General features: G+C 41.3%; 10 protein-coding genes. 2 read left to right on the forward strand and 8 right to left on the reverse strand.

Going from position 1 to position 19788, the window contains the following annotated elements; all coding sequences use genetic code 11:
* Positions 1–120 precede the first annotated feature (120 nt).
* The 8 genes from ASU31_RS15225 to ASU31_RS15260 all read right to left on the reverse strand — a co-directional run bounded on the left by ASU31_RS15225 (position 121) and on the right by ASU31_RS15260 (position 16368).
* On the reverse strand, positions 121–2106 hold the full coding sequence (locus ASU31_RS15225) for a retaining alpha-galactosidase (protein ID WP_057933149.1): 1986 nt from the start codon (positions 2104–2106) through the stop codon (positions 121–123).
* Between the two features lie 181 nt (positions 2107–2287).
* Positions 2288–4798, reverse strand: coding sequence for a glycoside hydrolase family 2 TIM barrel-domain containing protein (locus tag ASU31_RS15230; protein WP_245224546.1), 2511 nt, complete (start codon positions 4796–4798; stop codon positions 2288–2290).
* A gap of 66 nt (positions 4799–4864) precedes the next feature.
* Positions 4865–6376 carry a family 43 glycosylhydrolase gene (locus tag ASU31_RS15235; protein ID WP_057933150.1) on the reverse strand — a complete coding sequence of 504 codons (1512 nt, stop codon included), beginning with the start codon at positions 6374–6376 and terminating at the stop codon, positions 4865–4867.
* A 54-nt stretch (positions 6377–6430) separates the two neighbouring features.
* The gene (locus tag ASU31_RS15240; RefSeq protein ID WP_057933151.1) at positions 6431–8407 is read right to left on the reverse strand and encodes a sialate O-acetylesterase; all 1977 of its coding nucleotides are present in this window, start codon (positions 8405–8407) and stop codon (positions 6431–6433) included.
* A 383-nt stretch (positions 8408–8790) separates the two neighbouring features.
* On the reverse strand, positions 8791–10167 hold the full coding sequence (locus tag ASU31_RS15245) for a cellulase family glycosylhydrolase (protein ID WP_245224547.1): 1377 nt from the start codon (positions 10165–10167) through the stop codon (positions 8791–8793).
* Positions 10168–10363: 196 nt separating this feature from the next.
* Positions 10364–11575 carry a glycan-binding surface protein gene (locus tag ASU31_RS15250; protein ID WP_057933152.1) on the reverse strand — a complete coding sequence of 404 codons (1212 nt, stop codon included), beginning with the start codon at positions 11573–11575 and terminating at the stop codon, positions 10364–10366.
* A 31-nt stretch (positions 11576–11606) separates the two neighbouring features.
* Complete coding sequence (locus ASU31_RS15255; protein ID WP_057933153.1) at positions 11607–13187, reverse strand: RagB/SusD family nutrient uptake outer membrane protein; 1581 nt, start codon at positions 13185–13187, stop codon at positions 11607–11609.
* 10 nt (positions 13188–13197) lie between these two features.
* A complete protein-coding gene (locus ASU31_RS15260; RefSeq protein WP_057933189.1) occupies positions 13198–16368 on the reverse strand; it encodes a SusC/RagA family TonB-linked outer membrane protein in 3171 nt (1056 codons plus the stop codon).
* A 969-nt stretch (positions 16369–17337) separates the two neighbouring features.
* Between ASU31_RS15260 and ASU31_RS15270 the strand changes: the two genes are divergently transcribed.
* Entirely contained in the window at positions 17338–19035 is a 1698-nt protein-coding gene (locus ASU31_RS15270) for a cellulase family glycosylhydrolase (RefSeq protein WP_167346192.1), read from the forward strand.
* A 293-nt stretch (positions 19036–19328) separates the two neighbouring features.
* Positions 19329–19769, forward strand: coding sequence for an Hsp20/alpha crystallin family protein (locus ASU31_RS15275; RefSeq protein WP_057933155.1), 441 nt, complete (start codon positions 19329–19331; stop codon positions 19767–19769).
* Positions 19770–19788 lie beyond the last annotated feature (19 nt).

Consider the following 19788-nt stretch of genomic DNA (forward strand, 5'->3'; position numbering starts at 1 on the left):
AAACTCACCGAAATCGCCATAGGCTCATTTTGTTATTCCGTAGATGGTTCTTATCTCGTTCCGCTTAGTTTCCAGACTATTCATTCAGCTTTGTTTGAACAGCCGAATTATTTATTCCAACTATTTTTCAGGATCAATTATGATTGCAAAGCCACCGCCATTCGCCATATGAATGGAAAGCTTATCTGCGCTTGTAACTTTAATTATTTCGTGTTTGTAGTCTGTAGCATCCTTATCGGCATTAACGCCATCTTTAAAAAGTTCTGCCGAATATTTTCCTGTGCCCAGAAAAGACAAGTCGATTGTTGTTGTCCTTGCAGACCAGTTTGACAGTCCGCCGATATACCATTTATTTTCTTTTTTCCTGGCGACAGTAACATATTCTCCTACTTTTCCGTCAAGGGCAAACGTTTCATCAAAGGTGGTTGGTATTTTTGAAATAAAGCTGGTGCTCTCCTGTTCTTTCATATATGCTGTCGGGCTATCAGCCATCATCTGTAAAGGTGCTTCATATACCACGTACATACCTAACTGGTGAGATCTTGTCCCCTGGCTCATTGGCATGGAATTACTTGGACGAAAATCTGCTTTTGTCGCATTGCGCATTGCTCCCGGAGTATAATCCATAGGTCCGGCCAGCATCCTGATGAATGGTATTGTGGTTTCGTAATGGGGCATATCATCGTTTGGTGTCCATTTTGCATTTTCCAATCCTTTTACCCCTTCAAAATTAACAACATTAGGATAGGTGCGCTGTATGCCGGTAGGCTTGTACATGCCATGATAATCGATAAGGAGTTTATAATTTGCTGCTTTTTTAGCGATGTTATAAACCGAACTTACCATTTTCTGATCATCCCGATCCAAAAAATCTATTTTAAAACCTTTAATTCCCATCTTTGAATATTGGGTAAAAGCATCATCTAAAACCTGATTGATGGCATACCAGGATGCCCAGAGCATAATGCCTACGTTTCTCTGCTTTCCATAACTGATCAGTTCTTTGATATTTATGTTTGGCGAAATTTTCAGCAAGTCGGTTTCTTCACTCCAGCCCTCATCCAACACTACATACTCGATGTGGTTTTTGGAAGCAAAATCAATATAATATTTATAGGTTTCAGTGTTAATTCCTGCCTTAAAATCCACACCTGATATATTCCAGTCATTCCACCAGTCCCAGGCCACTTTGCCTGGCTTTATCCAGCTCACATCAGCAATTTGTGAAGGTGCAGAGAGTTTTTGGACCATATCACTATTTAAAAGGTCCTTATCATACTCACTTATTATCACAGCTCTCCAGGGGAAATTACGAGTCCCATTGGTTTTGGCAATAAAGGCTTCCCTGTCTGCTACCATGTAATTCATTTTATTAAACCCGCCTAAACGTTCTGCTTTCGGGTAATGGGCAAAGGTTCCATGTAAACTGTGCTGTTCCTGGTTGTTTTTGGTCAGGAACATGCCAGGGTAATCTACCAATTCAGCCTCCACGATAGCGGCTTTCTTCCCATTTCCCAAATCGACAAGAAGCGGAGAAATAGCCAGCGAATCTTTTACAAATTTCGACAGCGGGATTTCATCGTACATTGCTTCGAAAGCAGAAATGTATTGATTATTTTCCCTTAAATCTCGTACATAGGGAATAAAAGCTTTATGATCTTTGCTGAAGTTAAAATTGGCTTCCTCAGATTCAATGACAATTTGTTCCTTTTTACTGGTAAAAAAACGATAGGCCACACCATCGTTATAGGCCCTTAAAATCAAGCCAAAATCGCCCTTAAAGTTTACGATTAGCTGGTTGTACTCATCAATGACCGTTTTCTTTTTATAAATAGGTGTATCAAAAACGGTATTGACACTTGATTTTTTTGTGCTGATCACTTTTGCATTATTACCTAAAACGCCTGCCTTATCAAGTGTTAATGAAATAACTGAAGGCAAAATAACTGCTGTATTTTCATGTTTTACGGACCATGATATTTTTGCTCCGGTTTCCAAAGCCATATCAATTTTCCCGTTGGGAGATTTAACATGCAGGATTTGAGCATTTCCAACACCTGGCCATAGCGCCATAAAAATGATTACGCGTAAAAAAAAATTATTCATTTGTTATATTGATTATTATACTGTGATCAAAAGTCTGTTTAAATGGGTAATTTATTCGAATATTGCAGGACACCTGCACTCCTCCAAAGGCATTACAGTTTTTCCTAAATGGTGGGACTATCTGCTGAGTATTCATTCATGGTGCTGTTTTTGTGTCACTTTAATTTAAAGCATGTAATCATTACTCCTGCTCAACTGTTTTGATGGTTAAAATTTGAGCGGGTAAATCAGGCGATGTAACTGTTAATTTGATATCGCCAGCTTCATGTTTGCTCTTTATCACAACTAAAGCCTTACCTTTCCATGCCTTACGTGTATTGCCCACGTATTGTTCAAAATCTTTCAGATCAGCATTATCCACTCCTGCAATTACGCCCGGCCCCTCGATCTTGAAATGCAAACGGTTGGTGGCATTAGGCTGAACTGTTCCCTCTTTATCGGTTAGCCCGACCGTGATGTACGATAGATCCTGCCCGTTGGCCAAGATCTCTTTCCGGTCTGCTGTTAGTTTTATTTTTGCAGCCTCGCCAGCAGTTTCCAGGATGGCTGATCCCGTTTCTTTATTATCTTCAACCCCTACGGCTTTAATCAAACCCGCAGCATATGGAACCTGAAAAGTAGCTTTAAACTGTTGTTCGCGTGTGGTTGCCTGTTCACCTATCAGTTTCTCATTAAGGTAAAGCCTCACTTTAGGATATTTGGAATACACTTCAACCTTAACGGTCCTCCCTTCAAAACCGGGCCAGGTCCAGCTTTCCCAGGTTGGATAAACTGACCACCAGGTTTCTTTTATTTCCAAAGGTTCAGGCGCCGGTTCACGGACGGCCATGTAAAGTTTTTCGTTATCGTTGTACAGCATGCTCCGGTAATGGGAAATCGGTTTCCGCCATCCGGTCAGGTCGATATCGCCACAATAAGCACCATGCCATGGAAAAAAATTATTTTCCCAGTGTTCACCAGGTGTATCTCCAGAATAATACCAACGGCCGATGCCAGACTCACCCAGATAATCCATCGCTGTCCAAACAAAATCACCGATTACGTAATTGTTTTCCTGTACCAGTTTCCAATTGGCAAAAGCATCTTTCGGATAGGATTCGGTCTGAACGATGATACGCGAAGGCACTCTTTTATGATCTTCTGGGGCAGTGTGCAGGTTATAATTGTAACCGGCAACATCGTGTACGTTTATCAAAGGATCCAGGTTTTCCCATTTGCCTAAATTCACAACTGCAGAAGTTACAGGCCTTGTAGTGTCTATTTTTTTTACTTCCTGCAAAAGCATTTTAGCGGTTTCAACAGCTTCGGGTTTTCCCCGTTCTACAATTTCGTTACCTATGCTCCACATCACGATAGACGGATGGTTTCGATCCCTCAAAATCATCGACTGCAAATCTTTTTTCCACCATAGACCGAAATATTTTGCATAATCGTTAGTGTTTTTTCCAGTTTTCCAGCAGTCGAAAGATTCATCCATTACGAGAAGACCTAATCTGTCGCAGGCATCAAGAAATGCTTCAGAAGGTGGATTGTGGGAAGTTCTCACCGCATTGAACCCACCGGCCTTAAGCAATTCAACTTTGCGCTCCTCGGCACGGTCAAAAGCAGCAGCACCCAGGCAGCCATTATCGTGATGTACACAGCCGCCGTTTATCTTCACGGTTTTGCCGTTAAGCTGAAATCCATGTTCAGTGGTAAATTTTAGGGAACGGATGCCAAAATTGGTTTTAGTACCGTCCAGCACTTTTTTGTCTTTTACTACCTGGATCTGAGCCTGGTACAAATGTGGTGTTTCCGGTGTCCAGAGCTTAGGAGCTGACACCTGTATGGTCTGGGTGATTTCCTTGTCGCTATTGGCAGGAAGCTCAACCTTCATCTGGCCATCTCCCACATTTTTAGAACTCTTGGTCCAAAGAAGTGTTTTTACAACAACGCTCTGGGCAGATGCTGTTTCATTTTTGACCTTGGTTTTCACCAGTACAGTTGCTTTTTTTGAAGATACGGCAGGGGTTGAAATACTCACGCCCCAGTGTTCAATATGTACAGTACCGGTAATATTTAGCCACACATGGCGGTAAATACCAGAGCCACTGTACCAGCGGCTGTTCATTTGTTGTGAATTATCAACACGTACAGCAATAACATTCTCTTTTCCAAAATTCAGATAAGGTGTAAGATCGTAACTGAAAGATGAATAGCCATAAGGATAAACACCCAGCGATTTTCCGTTGATAAACACTTCGGAATTCATATAAACACCTTCAAAATAAATGGAAACTTTTTTTCCCTTCCATTCTGAGGGGCTATTGAAGGTTTTCCTGTACCAGCCAGTTCCTGCCGGGAAATAGCCGCCACCACCGCCGGTTGGATTGTTAGGGTTTATTTTTCCTTCGATACTCCAGTCATGCGGCAGATCAAGGCTGCGCCAGCCCGAATCATTAAAATCATTTGATCTGGCCAAAGCCTCATCGCCAAGCAAAAATTTCCAGTTATAATCAAATAACTGTTTGCGCCCGCCATTATCCTTACTTTGGGCATTTCCCAGTGTACAGTTTACCAAAAGCAAAAACATTACCATTAAAATCCCATGATATAAGCTGATATTATTCTGGGCGTTATTTTTAGTAAAATTGTTCCTGTACAGGCCCCGTGATCTCCTGCCAACTGCTGGTGTTCCAAATATTTGGTCCATAAAAATACTAGTGTTTATCAATAATTATCGAATCAGAATTGTCGCTTAGGTAGGCTTCTACACAGGCTATTTTATTGGGGTATATTTAAAGTTTCTAAAAGTTACCTTCCCATCTCCAATGGAACAGAGGCCGATCCGCAAGCTTAAAAATCCGCTAAGTACATTATGGTGCATACCCGAAACCTCAAAAGAATTTTCAATTTTATTCCATTTGATACCATCTTTACTGTAATACAGATCTACCGTATTCTCTATATTTTTAAGACGCAGGAAAACATGGTTGTTCACTACATTTTTTTCAGCTGGCGCACGCCAGCCACGCAAATCGGCAACTATATCTTCATTGTTGGCCAGTATACCTGACGAGGCAGTGCTGTTGTAAAAAAGAGCCAGCCCGGCAGTTGCTTTTCCTTCAATTAATACCTCAACATCAACGGTGTAGGAATGGTCTTCTGGTATGCATAATAAGGGAGAACTATTGCCTATTGTATTACCCTTTGCTTTTACTGACAAGCTGTTATTGGCCAGTTTAAACCTGTTGGTATCCAGTTCTTCGAAGAATTGCCATTGGGATTTTAACTTATTACCCGCAAAATTGTCGTTCAGGTTAAAATTGGTTTTAGAAGGGGCCAAATCTGGCTTTTTGATCGGTTTACTGTCATTTATACCTGTGGGTACTTTGTACCAGCCGTCTTTTGTCCATTCTATAGGCAGAAGCATCGTTTGGCGGCCTTTGTTGTAAAAATCTTTTTCGTAAGCATGGAACACCATCCACCAATTTCCTTTTACATCATCGATTATGGTCGCATGCCCTTTCGACCTCCATTTTTCAGTCTGTTCGGTTGTTCTGACAATCGGGTTATAAGGTGAATTTTCCCATGGGCCGGATAAGGATTTAGATCGCGCCGATACGACCATGTGCCCGGTTATGGGGCCTGCTGTTCCGCCTTCGGCTACAGTAATATAGTAATATCCTCCCCTTTTTATCAATTTAGGGCCTTCCAGGCAAAAACACTCAATAGACCAGTTTCTAGGGATGGGCCAGCCTTTGTATGAACTCTTTTGGTTTCCTGTGGTGGAAAGGCCATCATCAGATAAAGGTACAAATCCTCCGTCGCTGAAGAATAAATACCTTTTGCCCTGCTCATCTGTAATATGTCCGGGGTCGATGTTGCCGATTTTCAGGTCAACCGGTTCACTCCATTGACCACCGATCGAATCTGCAGTTACCACATAATTGGTACCGTTTGCTGGGAAATAGATATAAAACTTATTTTTATACTTCACCAGATCGGGTGCATACACCGAACCCACTTTTTTGTGCAAAGCGTGAGCTACGGGTTTCCAGTTGATCAGATCTTTTGAATGCCAGATCAATAAACCTGGATAATATTCGAAAGATGAATGGACCATATAATAATTGTCCCCATCGCGTAATATACTAGGGTCGGGATAATCCCCTGCGAAAATTGGATTCGTATAAAAACCGGGGGTCTTCGGGTTCTGAGCTACCTGGTATTGTGCTGTTGCACAAATGCTAAACTGTAGCAAAAAAATTGTGATTATAAATTTATTCATATATTTTATGCGGTAAAAAGTATTGTTAACCTGTTATTATAGGCTGATGATTTATTATTTTTGTGTAATTCCTTTCCAATTATCTGTTCTGAAAGGGATGGCAGGCAAACCTTCGGCATTTATCAGGTTACATTCTGGATTATCAGCCCAGGCATAACGTACAGCTACAGGCTGAGGGACTTTATTGCTATAAACGATAATTTCACTCCCTTCAATTTTAGCATCAGCCCAGTAAAAGTGTTTATCTTTACCTGCAATGGCGAAACCAGTAAGCATTTTGCCATTTTTAGTCGCAAGCCCACTTTCGGCATTAGAGAATCGGATACGAATATGTTCTCCGGCTTTGGAAAAACTTTTCATTATTGGGCCAGATGCTGTGATATTCTGTTTATATACAAGTTTATTGGCAACAAGAGCAAGCCTGCGGCCAACCTCCTGTTTATTACCAGGATGAATGTTATCTGGCTCTCCGATATCGATAGTGTTAGACATTCCGGTGTTGGGTTGCGATAAGGTTAGCGACTGGGCCTCTCTAAGCTCGGCCCATTCACTTTCGGAAGGAAGCGGCTGTATTTTTTTGTAATTTGCCAGCTGAACATAGAGAAATGGCAGATCGCCCTGTTTCCAACGTTTTCGCCAATCTTTGATCATCATCGGGAATAACTTACGGTAATTGTAGGCCGCAGTATCATTTGCTTCACCCTGGTACCAAATAAATCCTTTAATTCTATATGGGATCAGCGGATTAATCATTGAATTGAAAAGCAATGAAGGATAATATTGGTAATTACGATTTTTAGGTATAGTTGGCTCTAAATCTTTTTGATACTTCCAGGTACCGGCCAACGGTACTCTTGCAGTACCATTTGTAATATACATTTCATCTGCCGGAGGATTTAACCCACCGTTACCCCAAAGCATTGCCAGCCTGAGCGTAACCACATTCTCCCCATTTTTCAGTATTTTGGCAGGAATAGTATATTGCTGTCCAGGATCAGTATTCCATACCGTCTTACAAATTTCAGTACCATTGAAATAAAGGGAATAATTTACATCTGGTTTTCCAATATGGAGTGTTAAGTCAGATTTTGAAAAATTTTCCGGTAAAATGATTTTTTTGCGCATCCAGATCATTCCCTCATATTGCCCGATCCCAAAATCTTTGATCAGCTTAGGCATTTCGATTACCGGCCATCCCGAATCATTATAGTCTGGCTGTGATATGATTTTATCTGAATTATGCTGTGGATGGTAAACAATATCCCAGCAACGGACCTGGTCAAGACTATCCTGTACAAAATCCTGCTCACTTAAGGTATCGTTTGCCATGGTTTTTGTTTTGGTAATTGGAGAGGAAAGCAATTTTTCCCGACTTGTCCAGGATTCGATTGGTGTTCCACCCCAGGTGCTTTGGATGATCCCAATAGGAACACCCTCGTCTCGATGTATTTTTTTTGCAAAATAATAAGCAACTGCTGAGAACTGCGGTACATTTTCAGCGCTACAAACTTTCCAATTTCCGCCTGTAATATCCTGTTGAGGCGTTAATTTCTTCACATGAGTTACTTGAAATAAACGTATTTCAGGAAAATCTGCCTTGGCTATTTCATCATCTGCATTTAGGGCCTGCTTTACCGACCATTCCATATTGGACTGCCCAGAAGCCAGCCACACATCGCCAATGAGGATTCCCTTCAATTCAACTTCGGCACCTTTTGTCCCCCATTCAGAAACTTTGAGTTTATATGGGCCGCCAGCTTTAAATACAGGGAAATACACCATCCACTTCCCATCCCGGTCTGCAGTTGTATTAACGCGAAACTCTCCAAGCTCAGCGATGAGGCGCTTACCAGGTACAGCACTCCCCCAAACAGGAATTTTGATACCCCGCTGGAGAACCATATTATCACCAAATACCTTTGCTACAGTAATTTGGGCAAAGCCGCGTAACTGAATAAAATTAAGTATTATAAAAAAGGCAAAGCATATTTGCACTTTCCACCTGTTTATTTTTGCCAATAAAAAAATCATATCCTTTTAAAAATTATGATTTAAACCTTAACTGCCAGGCCTGCACAAACGCATTCATTAAACATGGTATTCAATTCGTCAGCAGTTTTGCTGAAATCGACGTGTATTATTTGTTCCGGAGTGGATGGCCTGTTTTTTTTAAAATTTCGGGCTATTAATCTTCCCGAAAATAAAAAAAGCAAAACGGCCAATAACCAAAGATTTTTTTGCATTTGTGTGTGCGTGTGTGTGTATTTCCCTGAAGTTGGAAGCGCTCCGTCCTGATTTCCATCAATAGTAGCGCTTCCTTATCTCCAGAAAGTTTATATTTTACTAAACAGTAATTGATCAGGCAACGAACATTTATGTTTGGGTTTAATTTTATAGTGTAATATTACTGTTTTCTACTTACCGGCTGTAACAAGGGCATTTATGGTACCTTGATCAAGCACAGCATTGTTTCTACGGTCTAAAGCACCACCGGTATCCCAAAAGAAAGGCTTAAGGCCAAATTGAATAGCCTGTTTGGTTACATAGTTATTCCAATAATCAACGGAAGCATTGTGTTTAGCCAAATCTAAAGGAACGTTATTAGTACCTCCCCTTTTATAAGCACCGTACTCACCCAGTATCACTGGAATTCCTTTATCTATAAATTTGGCTTTCATCAGACCAAAGGACCTAATATGTTCGCCCTCCTCAGCCCAGGTGGCATTACGGTCAGGCTCAATGGTAGAGTGGTAGCCTGTTCCCCAGTAATAGAACATTTTGCCCCAATTTGCATCATTGTCGAGTATTGTAAATTGCGAAGGCGTATAATTGTGCACTTCTACCATTAAGCGATTAGGAACTTGATCTGTAGGTAAGCTATTCATTAAAGTGTTAGATTTATCCTCATTGGTACTAGGCCCCTGAACAACCAGCACCCGGTAACTGTTTCTACCACCGGTAGCGCGAACTGCATTGATAAATGTTTGGTGATAACCATTGAGTATGGCCATCTGTTCTGCATTTTCTACCTCAGGTTCGTTGGCGCTGGCAAACATCAGGTGCTCGTCGAAATCTCTCATGGTTGTAGCAATCTGCTCCCAATATGCTTTTTGCTTTGCATTAACGGAATCTTTTTTAGCTGCATTAACATTCTTTTCCAGCCAGCCACCATCCCAATGGATATTAAGCAGCACGTACATGTCATTATCAACACAATATTTAACCACCTCTTTAACGCGGTTAAGCCACGCAGGGTCAATGGTAGCTTTTGATCGGTCACTCAAATGTTTCCAATCCCAGGAACAAGGAATTCTTATGGCATTAAAACCTGTTTGTTTTACAAATTTCACATAAGACTCAGTAATCTGCGGATTACCCCATCCACTTTCGCTTCCTGGAGATTCCATGGTATTTCCAATGTTCCACCCTAATTTCATTTTGGCTGCCAATTGCACGGCTGTGCTATTCATCCCTGTTTGATCAGGGGCTTTGGGCGATGTATTGTAGGAAGGATATAGTGTGCTCGTTTGCGATACCGTAACTCTTCGGGCCTGTCCGTTATCTGAGTTAACCACCATTACCGCAGAACGGGTAACGCCTGTAAGGTTAGGCATTGCGGTTAACTTTAATTCGGTATTTCCTTCACTTCCTGCAGTCTGGCTGATCTGCAACCAAAGATCGGCAGGATTTTTAGTATTCCATTTACCATTGCTGGTAACCGTTATATTGGAGATGCCTCCATCGGGCTGAAAAGCAACTTCCGATAAAGAGATACTAAGTTGCGGCTGCACGTCCTCCTTCTTTTTGCAAAATGCAGTAAAAAGAGTAAGTGACAGCAATACTAAAATAGCTAATTGTCTTTTATTTTTTTTACTTCTAAAATGATTCATTATTTACTTATGTTCTAAAATGATAGATGATTTTTCTTATTAAAAATGCTAAGGAAGCAAATTACAGGCTTGTGAAATTACAGGCCTGTAATTTGTTTTATTTGATTCTTACCACTCTGATGTTATCTACAGCTGCTTCAAAGTTCTCGACCATTGTTGTGCCGTCATTAATGAAAGTAAAATTAATGGCTCCATTTCCTTGAGCACCAACAAGCGCTGTTAAGTTTGAGGCTGGTAATCCATTATTTAGAAAGTTTGACAGCGGAATGGCGACGGTTTGCCAACCATTGGTTTTGAAGGGCGTACTTGAGCCATTAACGTTCTTCCACGGTCTATAAACTGCAGCATAATTAAATGCGAAATCCTTCACAACCTGGAGCGTACCATTAACCCATGGTTTATTTACTGCTATTTCAAATTTAAGCGCATAGTGACTTAGCGAATCAGACAAATTTGCAGTTGGAACCCACTGTACAGAATTTGTATTCATCGAACGCCCGCCTTCCCACCAGCTTCCATTCCCCGCAGGAACCTTTGATGCTTTCATCACACCATAATTACCAGTATGTCCAGGGTAATTTACAGCACTGTTTGAAACATCAGAGCCCCAAGCCAAAGTATTTACATCATCATAATTATTTAACATCCCAGTGGCATAATCATGAACATTATAAAAAGTTTTGGCCTCTCCTGCTTTGGTCACAACCGTAACGATTCCGCCATTTGTAAGGCCGGCAGGTACTACCAGACTAATGGATGTGCCATCGTTAGATCCGGTAAAAGCCGTTACATCTTGGCCAGCGTAGTTTACGCGCTTGATAAAAAAGAAATTCAATCCATTTATCCGTACAGAATCTCCAGGGTTAGCGCTCTCATTTGATATACCGGTTATGGTTGGCGCCGGGGCTACTATCGGAAATGAAAAAGTTGTTTCTCCGTGGGTGGTTACATAACGTATCGTATTAAGCTGCGATGGTTCAACTGTAGGAAATGCAATTACTGCAGGCATTAACACAATTGCACTGGTATCAGAAAACCAGGAATCGTTAAAAGAGCCTTTAACACCATTAAAATATATCTGAAGCGCACCTCTTAAATTTTTCCCGGTAATTACAATCCATTTTCCGGTACCTACCCTAGTGATCAGCGAGTCGCCCGGACTGGCAACATAATTCCGTATCCCGGTAATTTCCGGCGAACCGGAAGAAGAGGATGATGTTTCTTTTTTACAACCCTGTTGTATAAAAAAGATTATGGCAATTAAAACAAGTAACAAATGGCTATTAGCCCTGTTCAATAATTTTTTCATATTAATCTCAATTAATAATTAGTGCTGTTAATTAATAGTATGCTACCGGTGGATCCAACAGTTTAGGATCGGCGGTTATCTCTGTTGCAGGGATAGGTAGCGTAAATGTGGCTATGGTTGGCGGCGTGATTACGATACCACTGGTATTTCTGGTTTTCTTTCCCGTAGCCGGATCATAGGTGAATTGCACCCTTGTATTTTTTGAAATCTGGTTGCTTAGCAGTGTAATTGCTCCTTGTGGATTATAATAGGAAAGACGGACTAGATCAAACCAGTACTGCCCTTCAAATGCCAGTTCAATCCTTCTTTCATTTCTAAGCGTCTCCGCTGTGATTGTTGTTACAGGATCAACGCCAGCCCTTTTTCTGATCATGTTGAAAACCCTTAAGGCTTCGGCATCTGAAGTTGAACTATTGGTGCCCAGTAGCGCCTCCACATATACCAGGTAAACATCTGCCAGACGTAAAACCGTATTATGTTCGGTAGAAGACCAGATGTCCATCGTTGGTGCATTATTATCGACGGCTGTGCCAACAATGTGTTTTTTAACACTGCAAGATGTGGCCGTATAGCCTCCACCTGCGGCATTCAGCTCTGGGTAATGATCACCCGTAAGCATGAAAGTAGCTTTCCTACGTATGGAATCCTGAGGCGTGTACAAACTATCCAAATCAAATGTGGGACCTATTGCTCCACCCCATCCACCGCCGGGAGGAACTACGCTCCCGCTGGGTGCAAACTGGGTTTGGATCGCATTACCATTTCCATAACCTACACCGGGTGCCCACTGGAAAGCAAAGAGCGATTCTGAATTATCGTTAAATTGTGTCCTGAAAAGATTGTAATAACTTGGTAATAGCGTTAAACCACTGGTATTGATCACATTTTTGGCATAAAATGCAGCACTGTCAAGGTCTGATTGACTTCTGCTCCCTCCTAAACCAGCTTTGGTTAGGTATACCTTAGCCAGCATACCCTGCGCAGACCAGGTAGTTACGCGGCCTGCCTGATCGCGTGTTGGTAAAGCAGTAGCTGCAAAACGAAGATCGTTAACGATAAAACGATAAACGTCGGCAAGGCGATGACGGGGCAATAGCGGTTCTTTGATCAGTTTATCATTATCTTCTATTATAGGCACTGCCCCCCACAACTGCGCCAGATGAAAATATGCCGTGGCACGCAAAAATTTTAGCTCGCCAAGGGCACCGTTTTTGTTTTTCAGCGGTATGCTATCTGCTGCTTTGGTATTGATAGCCTTAATATTGGTGTTACAGTGTGCTACTATTTTATAAAAACAGCGCCAGGATGTTCCAATTTGTCCGTTATTGCTGGTTACCGCAAAGGAAGTTAACTGGGCAAGGTCGGCATTATAGGGCTGCAGCATATTGCCGCTCAGAATATCGCCAATGCCAAGTAATGGAAAATTATTCCAATCAGACCATGGCTGCGCATAAAGGGCAGCTGTGACAAGCCTTAAGTCTGAAGAGCTCTTATAAAAATTATCTGTTGTTATTTGCGACAAGGGCGCTCTATCCAGAAAATCTTTTTTACAGCCGCTTATTATTATGGCAGCGGCGAATAAAGTGAGTATGTATAATTTAATATGTTTCATAATTTTGGTCTTAGTTGTTTAAAATAGAGATGTTGGCACCAATAGTAAACACACGTGGCTGCGCATAATATCCATTATCTACACCTGCTGCTAAGGGATTCCATGAACCTATCTCAGGATCGTAACCTTTATATTTTGTAATTGTAAACACGTTGGTTACCTGGGCATAGAGGCGCAAGTTTTTCAGGTGGATTTTAGATAAAAGACTCTCTTTAAAATTATATCCCAGTGTAATGCTTTTGCACCTTATAAAAGAACCATCTTCGATATATTTGCTCGAAAAACGTTGGTTGTCGTTACCGCTGGACTGACTGATTCTGGTGATACTGGTTTCGGGATTGGTAATATATACGTTGTTGATATCAGTAGCAGAACCGGCAGGATTAATTAACCCTATGCGGGCAAAATCTCCCACATTTCTAAAGTATCCAAAATTCTGATTCGGGTTTTCGGCATCTACCCTTACCTGATTATAAAGTTTATTGCCGTAATTGCCGGCCATAAAAATATTCAGGTCGAAGTTTTTATAATTAAAGCTGTTGTTTATTCCAAACTGGAATTTCGGAATTGGCGAACCTAAATAAACCTGGTCGCTTTCATCGATCACGCCATCGTTATTTTGATCCTTAAATATAACATCACCTACCCATACGCCTCCCGAACCATTGGTAATTGGTATTGGAAGACCTCCTTTTTGCGGCAAGGCAGGATACTTTTTAAAATCTTCTGCATTTTTATAGGTACCCAGCGCTTCATAACCATAATATTCGCCAATCGATCGGCCCACCGTTGATTTGGTAATTGCTGTACTGCCTGCATAACCATATAGTGCAGCAGCATCGGTATTTAAAGTGAGGATTTTATTGTTGTTACGGGAAAATGTCAGATTACTTCTCCAGTTGAAGTTTTTAGATTTAATATTATGGCTGGTTACAGAAAATTCAATCCCTTTATTGCTCACAGAACCGATATTGATATAAGGTGACTGGATCGATCCCGGGGCATAGCCTGTAGCATCAACCATACCTGAATATAATGGTAAGGTGAGGCTTAACAATAAGTTATCCGTTCTTTTATAATACGCATCTATCGAAAAGTCGACCCTTCTGTTCAGTATACTTACATCCAGACCGGTATTATATCCTTTTGTTGTTTCCCATTTTACATCGGGATTGCCACTGGTAGCGATCAACTGCGAATTACCCGATAATGATGTTGCTACAGTAGTTAAAGTTGAACCGTAGGCATAATCACGAATATTTTGGTTATTCTGCAAACCATATCCTATCCTAAGTTTCAGATCATCGATCGCTTTTACGTCTTTAAGAAATTTTTCCTGTTTAAGTTTCCAGGCGAATGCACCAGAATAAGTGGTTACCCATCTGTTATTAGCTGCAAATTTGGATGACCCATCATTACGGACGTTAAGCGTAATATTATACTTATCATCGTATTTAAAATCAATACGACCGAAATAGGACTCTCCAGCTGTTTGCCCTTTATCACCAGAGTTGGTTGCCGTTGTGGCATCACCACCATTTATGGCCTGTACATTATTGCTGGGAAAATTTGTTCTCTTTGCCGATACGTTTTCATAATCCCACAGCTTAGACTCGTGCCCAACCATTGCATTCAGGTTATATTTGCTGGCAAAAGAATGTGAGTAGGTTAGGTAATTGGTAAGGGAATAAAATGTATTTTTTCCGCTAAAATAAGTTGCCGAATTAGAAGTCTTGGAGTAAGCGCCCATGGTATAAATAGGATCAAACTGATCTTCGGTAGCCGTCGTAAAATTCCCTGATATCTCATTGCGTAGTGTAAGTCCTTTAGTAAACTGAACTTCAGCATAAGCATTTCCGAATAACTCGTAGCGGTTTTTAAGGTCTTTTACAATTTTTGCCAAAGCAAATGGATTGGTTCCCGTAGCGCCATAAATATTGGGATCATTGCCACCCCAGGTACCATCTGGATTTACCACATTTACATCCGGCGTTTGATTTAACGCCTGCCTGATTACGCCTGATTGAGAAGTAGTTACATTTTCTTTTACATTTGCCAATTGCAGGCTCACCCCCATTTTTAACCAATCGGTTGTTTTGTTATCCAGGTTTAAGCGGCTTGAGATCCTTCTGAAATCCGATCCCAAAGCAATTCCGTCCTGAGAAAAATAAGTTCCTGAGAGATAATATTTTGTTCTGGCATCGCCTCCTGTAAGAGCCACATTATGATTCTGCATCAGCGCGGTCCTGAATAAGGCTTTTTGCCAATCCGTTCCCACACCAAGGTATGCCGGATTTGCAAACTGCGGTCTGAGATCATAACCAATAATCGCGGCCTTTTCATTCATAAAGGTTGCATATTCCCTGAGGTTCATCACATCATAGTATTTGGGCAATGCCTGAGCACCGGCATATCCATCATAACTGATTACCGGTGGACCAGAAATCCCCCGCTTGGTAGTGATGATAACCACACCGTTGGTTGCCTGTGCGCCATAAATAGCTGTAGCGGATGCATCCTTCAAAATATCTATTGAAGCGATTTCTGAGGGATTGATGCTGGATAATGGATTTGTACCCTTATCACCTGTTGAAGGCAAGATCTGAAGACCATCTACTACATATAAGGGAGGGTTATTGCTAAAGCCTGAGAGTCCACGGATCTGAACCGAGACACCACCACCGGGCTGGCCCGAAATCTGCTGTACTACAACGCCGGGAACTTTTCCCTGCAGTGCCTGATCAACAGTAGTAGGCTGTGTTCTAAGGAGTTCTTTGCCAGAAATCGAAGATATAGATCCCGTAAGATCACTCCTGGCCTTATCACCATAGCCAATTACAACAACTTCATCTAGTTTTGTAGATTCGATCCTTAAAATAACATTGATGATGCTACCATCACCTATCATTATTTCCTGTGATTGAAAACCGATCATTTTGAAAACAAGTACATCTCCAGTATTTGCCCTTATAGAATACTGTCCCTGTTCATTTGTTGATACAGCCGTGTTCTTAGCCTTGAGCAGCACAGTCGCTCCGCGCAAGGGTGCGGGATTATCGCTCCCTACGATCTTTCCTGTAATCTGCCTCTCCTGAGCATAGCTTTTTAAGTGCAGAAGCACTAAGAAAATTACCACCAGCAAAAAAGCCGGTAATTTCCGAATAGAAATTGTTTGGTTCATATTTGGTTTATTTTGGTTTGTTTCGCCCTTAATTAACGGCATCTCCAGGAACAACGAGACATAAGAGTTTATTCTTCCCTAACACTGACCCTAATTGCTTGCCATTAATTATTGGCTTTGAATATTCAAATATAGTTTCAAGTCAAATTGACGAATGCCTCAAATGATACAAAGAAGGATATTTTTGTTACATGGCTATCGGTAGCATTTTGATTAGAAAGCTGAATAAAACATCTTTAAACACTGAAAAACAGATAAATAACTAAAAAACAAGAGAATTCTGCTTTATAAAAACATCTCTCCCTTATGTAACATTTTATCACTTTTAAGCTTTATCCGGAAATGATTCTGTTAACTTAAGTCACATAAATCCCCTAAAACCATTTACGTTTTTAACGGATAATTATAAGCAACCCTAGCCTATAAAACTCCAAAATTAACGGGCAACATTTGTTACCTATTTAGTAACATATATGCCCTTTGTACAGATTACCTATCGCTACTTTTAATTGTTAGTATGCAGATCCTATAAACCGATGGACCGTTCTTAATTTTATAATCAGCGTGCTGCTGGTTCGAATCAGTATTACCATCCATTGCAGGTTTATCAGCTTCAGCCTACTAATAATAACCACATCTAACCAAAAACAATTATGAGCATGAAAATTATCAATCTAACAAGGCTGTTAGAACCAACAAGACTGCGGCTCCGGCTAATGCCGAGAAGTGCATGGCCCGTCAGTGTACAAACAATCGGAAACAGAAAAAATACAACATCAACCGATGGTAACAAACCACTTTCCTGTATTAACTTAATAAAAAAGGAAGGCAAAGCGCATTACCTGCACCGATGGTTTCCAATCCGCTCAATAAAAAAACTATCTGTAAAAAGCTAGTCGTTTAACCTATTATTAGCTGTTATTGGATCAAATATCAATACAGTTCACTAACCAAATCATCTATAACAATATGAGAACCTTAAAATATTTTATGGGCATCTTCCTGTTCCTTTTAGTAACAAGATGTCAAAAGCCGGAAGTTACCGTTCCAGAATCGGATACGACTAATAAAACAACTGCCAGGGCGTTAACCGCAACCAGTTATCCAAGTTATAATGTATCACCTCTTCCACCCGACCAATCAGGGGTAAACAGCACTGCAATGCAGCTCTCGGCAAAATTCAAACTGGGCTGGAATATAGGCAATACACTTGAGGCAATTGGCGGCGAAACAAACTGGGGCAATCCTATGGTTAGCCAGGCACTTATCGATCAGGTGAAAAGAAGCGGTTTTACTGCCGTTCGGATCCCTTGCTCATGGAACCAATACATGGCCAACAGTGCTACCGCACAACTTCAGCAATCATGGCTGAACAGGGTAAAGCAGGTTGTGCAATACTGTGTTAACGATGGGCTGTATGTAATATTAAATATCCATTGGGACGGAGGCTGGCTGGAGAACAACTGTACCACAGCCCAACAGGCCGCGGTTAACGCCATGCAAAAAGCTTTTTGGGAGCAGATTGCCACACAGATGCGTGATTTTGACGAGCATGTTATGTTTGCCAGTGCTAACGAACCTGCGGTATCAGATGCTACCGGAATGGGCGTTCTGCTTTCCTATCATCAAACCTTTGTAAATGCGGTCAGATCAACTGGTGGCCGAAATAGTTATAGGGTGTTGGTTATCCAGGGGCCCACAACCAACATTGAATACACCAATAATTTAATGAATACCCTACCCACCGATCCTGCAGCCAATCGCCTGATGGTTGAAGTACACCATTATACTCCTTTTAATTTTGCCGGTCTCACGCAGGACGTAAGTTGGGGCAATATGTTTTATTATTGGGGTGATGGATATCATTCCACTACTGACGCTTCACGGAATGCTACCTTTGGCGAGGAATCAAATGCCGGAGCAGATTTTTCGCTGATGAAGACCAAGTATATTGACAAGGGCATTCCGGTTATATTGGGAGAATATGGCGCAATCCGGCGGTCGACAACGCTTTCTGGAGATGCGTTGACACTCCATCTGGCCAGCAGAGCATACTATATAAACCATGTCACCCACCAGGCACTCTTAAATGGCTTACTTCCATTTTATTTCGATGATGGATCAAGTGGAAACAATGCATTCAGAATCATTGACAGGCAGACAAACGGAGTTGCTGATCAGCAAGGTCTTGCCGCAGTGGTGCAGGGAGCGCAAAATAACACAAGCTCAACCATTCAGGTGGGACAAGTTTACCAGATTGTAAACAGATACAGCTTTAAGGCATTGGAAATTGGAGGATGGGGTACTGCCAATCAAACACCCGCTCAGCAGTGGGCTTATGTAGCGGGGGCAAACCAACAATTCAAAGTGGAAGATGCAGGAGGTGGATATTACAGGCTAACACCAATGCATGCCACCGGAAAGTGTTTAGAAATTAATGGCTGGAGCACTGCTGATGGCGGCCAGGCAACTTTATGGGATTACAGTGGTGGTGCAAATCAAAAATGGTCAATTCAGATTACCACAAATGGATTTTATAGAATCATTAATGTAAATAGCGGAAAGGCTTTGGATATCAATGGATCGTCACTCAACAATGGTGGCACAGCTATTCAATGGTCTTATAGTGGTGGTCGTAATCAGCAGTGGGCATTTTTGAAAATATAAACATTACAAACCAACAATCTGATACTGTTGCTCAGCATTTATGTCAGGCGCTATCAGGTCTTTTAGGCAGCCTGACTAAAAGAGAACTTCATACAATACAATGAAAAAATTTCAGTCCCGTGAACTGAAAAAATTTCAGAAAAAATGAAAATTTTTCAGTTCGACAGCTATAATTACTTTATTTTCACCACTGGCATAGCAGTTGATCAGTCAAAATGGGACAATCAGCGTCCAGAGAAAATTAATTGATTTATAGTCCATTTATTATTAAAAATTGTAAAGGAGAAAACACTATGACATTGGTTAAATTCAATCCGGAAAAAAAGAACAGCTCATTATTGCCAGGCTTTAATGACATTTTTGAATCAGTACTCGGCGACACTTTTTTTACCGACCGCCGTTTAAGCAGCGTTCCAGCTGTAAATATCTCGGAGTCAGCCGACCACTATCACATTGAGCTTGCTGCACCCGGACTTAAAAAAGATGATTTCCGCGTTTCGGTAGAGCGGGACATGCTTACTATCTCAACTGAAACAAAAAACGAAAATCTCAGCGAAGGAAGAACCTATAACAGAAAAGAGTATAGTTATTCGGCCTTCACAAGATCTTTCACACTTCCTGAAAGTGCTGACGTTGAAAAGATCAGTGCAAGCTATAACGATGGGATTCTGAAACTTGAACTTCCTAAAAAAGAGGAAGCCAGGGCTGTCGCCAGGCAGATCGAAATCCAATAAAAAAATGCCGCTATATGCG

The sequence above is a fragment of the Pedobacter ginsenosidimutans genome, from assembly GCF_001442625.1.
Lineage (GTDB): Bacteria > Bacteroidota > Bacteroidia > Sphingobacteriales > Sphingobacteriaceae > Pedobacter > Pedobacter ginsenosidimutans.

What these genes read in the sequence shown, in the direction of transcription:
- ASU31_RS15225 (WP_057933149.1), bottom strand. Translation starts at nt 2,106, where the DNA reads ATGAATAATTTTTTTTTACGCGTAATCATTTTTATGGCGCTATGGCCA.
- ASU31_RS15230 (WP_245224546.1), bottom strand. Translation starts at nt 4,798, where the DNA reads ATGGACCAAATATTTGGAACACCAGCAGTTGGCAGGAGATCACGGGGC.
- ASU31_RS15235 (WP_057933150.1), bottom strand. Translation starts at nt 6,376, where the DNA reads ATGAATAAATTTATAATCACAATTTTTTTGCTACAGTTTAGCATTTGT.
- ASU31_RS15240 (WP_057933151.1), bottom strand. Translation starts at nt 8,407, where the DNA reads ATGATTTTTTTATTGGCAAAAATAAACAGGTGGAAAGTGCAAATATGC.
- ASU31_RS15250 (WP_057933152.1), bottom strand. Translation starts at nt 11,575, where the DNA reads ATGAAAAAATTATTGAACAGGGCTAATAGCCATTTGTTACTTGTTTTA.
- ASU31_RS15255 (WP_057933153.1), bottom strand. Translation starts at nt 13,187, where the DNA reads ATGAAACATATTAAATTATACATACTCACTTTATTCGCCGCTGCCATA.
- ASU31_RS15260 (WP_057933189.1), bottom strand. Translation starts at nt 16,368, where the DNA reads ATGAACCAAACAATTTCTATTCGGAAATTACCGGCTTTTTTGCTGGTG.
- ASU31_RS15270 (WP_167346192.1), top strand. Translation starts at nt 17,338, where the DNA reads ATGAGAACCTTAAAATATTTTATGGGCATCTTCCTGTTCCTTTTAGTA.
- ASU31_RS15275 (WP_057933155.1), top strand. Translation starts at nt 19,329, where the DNA reads ATGACATTGGTTAAATTCAATCCGGAAAAAAAGAACAGCTCATTATTG.